The organism is Muribaculum sp. (assembly GCF_029051885.1).
Classification (GTDB): Bacteria; Bacteroidota; Bacteroidia; order Bacteroidales; family Muribaculaceae; genus Muribaculum.
The window spans coordinates 1-2,774 of the sequence record NZ_JAIDKI010000224.1 but is presented as its reverse complement, the minus strand read 5'-3'; the positions used below and the strand labels follow the sequence as shown (position 1 = coordinate 2,774).

At 47.6% G+C, this 2,774-nt stretch carries 1 protein-coding gene; it reads left to right on the top strand.

The window, feature by feature from the left end; translation table 11 throughout:
* Nucleotides 1-298 precede the first annotated feature (298 nt).
* Nucleotides 299-2,629 carry a glycoside hydrolase family 20 protein gene (locus K2I50_RS09200; RefSeq protein WP_301026023.1) on the top strand — a complete coding sequence of 777 codons (2,331 nt, stop codon included), beginning with the start codon at nucleotides 299-301 and terminating at the stop codon, nucleotides 2,627-2,629.
* The last annotated feature ends 145 nt before the right edge of the window (nucleotides 2,630-2,774 follow it).

Here is a 2,774-nt window from a genome sequence, read left to right as displayed (position 1 = left end):
TCCCTCACTGCGCGAACACATCTGCACGACGCTTGACCGCCCCAGCGTTAACAAATATTGGTGAACGGGGTCTTATTGTGCATGATGTAGAGAAGCTGGATGACATTTGGGGTGAATTTATTTTTAAACAAGCTCTAATGCGCGAATCCAAGTGAGATTTTTTGAATATCTACAAATAATCTGATTGTAAAATATTATCTTTGTAATTGATTAGGGCTTTTGCGGCAAATGATGCAGGCTCTTTTCCCAATCATTATTATTTTAATTATTTATACACTTAATCCAACCTTTCCGACCCATGAAAAGAAATGTAATTCTGGGTATGCTGGCTTCCACTGCTATTTTTATGTCATGCAGTCATGATAAAGTAACCGCCAGCTATCAGGTGATTCCGCTACCGCAGGAGATAACTGCAAATAGCGGGAGCGGTGCTTTCGAGCTAACAGATCGCACAGTGATAACCTATCCCTCAGGCAATGAGGCTCTAAAGAGCAACGCTGAACTGCTGGCCGGATATATCAGTCAGCTTACCGGACACAAGCTGAAGGTGACTGACACTCCTTGTGAAGAGAACGCAATCGTACTGCTTGACAATCTTGACGCTTCCTCTTCTGAGGCTTATACACTGGAGGTCACACCTAAGCTGATAACAATCAACGGCACTACTGCGGCCGGAAACTTTTATGGCATACAGACTTTGCGTAAGTCTATCCCGGAGAAGGGCGACCATGATGTCGAATTTCCGGCCGTGAATATTTCCGACTCTCCGCGTTTTGCCTACCGTGGTGCCATGCTTGATGTCTCGCGCCACTTTTTCCCGGTTGATTCGGTAAAGAAATTTATCGATATGCTTGCTCTGCATAATATCAATCGTTTCCACTGGCACCTCAGCGAGGATCAGGGATGGCGTATAGAAATCAAGAGCCGTCCGCGCCTTGCAGAAGTCGCATCAAAGCGAAATGGCACTTGTATAGGACATGATTTCTCGACATCCGACTCTATACCTTATGGCGGGTTCTATACACAGGATGAGGCGCGCGAGATTGTGAAATATGCATCAGACCGTCATATCACCGTCATTCCTGAAATTGATATGCCCGGCCATATGGTTGCCGCTCTTTCCGCTTATCCTGAATTGGGATGTACGGGAGGACCGTATGAAGTATGGCAGCGTTGGGGAGTCAGCGAGGATCTGCTTTGTGCCGGCAATGACAAGGCTTATGAATTCATCGATGATGTGCTTGCTGAGATTGTTGATATATTCCCGTCGGAATATATCCATGTCGGAGGTGACGAGTGTCCGAAGGTGCGTTGGGAGAATTGCCCGAAATGCCAGACCAAGATTCGTGAACTCCGTCTGAAGGATGATGCAAAAGGCTCAGCCGAACAGAAACTTCAGAGCTATTTCATGCATCATGCAAGCGACTTCCTTACCTCCCGCGGCCGTAAGATGATTGGGTGGGATGAAACTCTTGAGGGCGGACTTGCTCCCGGTGCGATTGTGATGTCATGGCGCGGTGAGGAAGGCGCAAAGGAAGCCGCCCGTCAGGGACATGACGCGATAATGACACCGACCGGATATATGTATTTCGATTACTACCAGACTCTCGACAGAGAGGGCGAGCCGGATGCAATCGGTGGATACGTGCCCGTTGAAAAGGTATACAGCTTCAACCCGACTCCCGATGATATGACAGAGGAGGAGAAGAAGCATATATTGGGCGTGCAGGCCAACTTGTGGACAGAATACATACCGGAATACAGTCAGGTAGAGTATATGGAACTGCCACGTATGGCTGCTCTTGCCGAAGTGCAGTGGACTGACCCTTCAAAGAAGGATTATAAGAATTTCACTCATCGTGTGCCGCAGCTGGCTGAGCATTATAAGGCTAACGGTTATAGATATGCTACTCATATATTCAATGTAAACGGTACTCTTACCCCTAATCCTGAGACCGGAACTATCGATGCGGTATTCTCTACCGTTGATGACGCTCCTATATATTATACACTCGATGGAAGCGAACCGAATGTATCCTCGACCCTGTATGAGAAGCCGGTGCAGCTGACAGAAAGCGGCACTATTAAGGCTGTGGCAATTCGTAAAGATGGTCCAAGCAAAGTTTTTGCCGACAGTGTGACTTTCAATAAGGCAACTGGACGCGCCATTACGATGGCCCAGGAGCCTCATTCCAGATATCGTGCGGAAGGCGCCTCGACTCTTGTCAACGGTAAGTATGGCACAACTGCATTTACTGCGGGCGGATGGCTCGGTTTCAATGGCCGCGATCTTGATGCGGTAGTTGACCTTGGAAGTCCGGTAGAAATAAAGAATGTGGCAGTACGTACTTTGGTTGATCATCCCAACTGGATTCTTGATGCCGAGAGTATCGAGGTCGGAGTCTCGGAGGATGGTAAGAAATACACCACAGTGGCTTCTGAGAAGTATTCTCCGGATCCCCAGAATACTCCTGCTGAGGTACGTATTCATAATTTTGACTTTTCGCCCGTTAAGGCACAGTATGTCAAGATTGTTGCCAAGTCTGTAAAGCAGATGCCTTCGTGGGAGGGACGTGCCAAAATCGGTGACCCGGCATTCATGTTTGTCGACGAGATTATAGTAGACTAATCTGTTTCCCTGACATTAGTTAATATACATCCGGCCTGCCGACGTGAAAGAACATCGGTAGGCCGGATTATTTAGAGCTTGTTTAATAATAAATGTTGCCGCCAGGGTCGTATAGCTTGAGACGATTTTCGACATGTGACGAAGG

Excerpts from the sequence above, each read along its gene's own strand:
- K2I50_RS09200 (WP_301026023.1), top strand. The coding sequence starts at position 299 with ATGAAAAGAAATGTAATTCTGGGTATGCTGGCTTCCACTGCTATTTTT.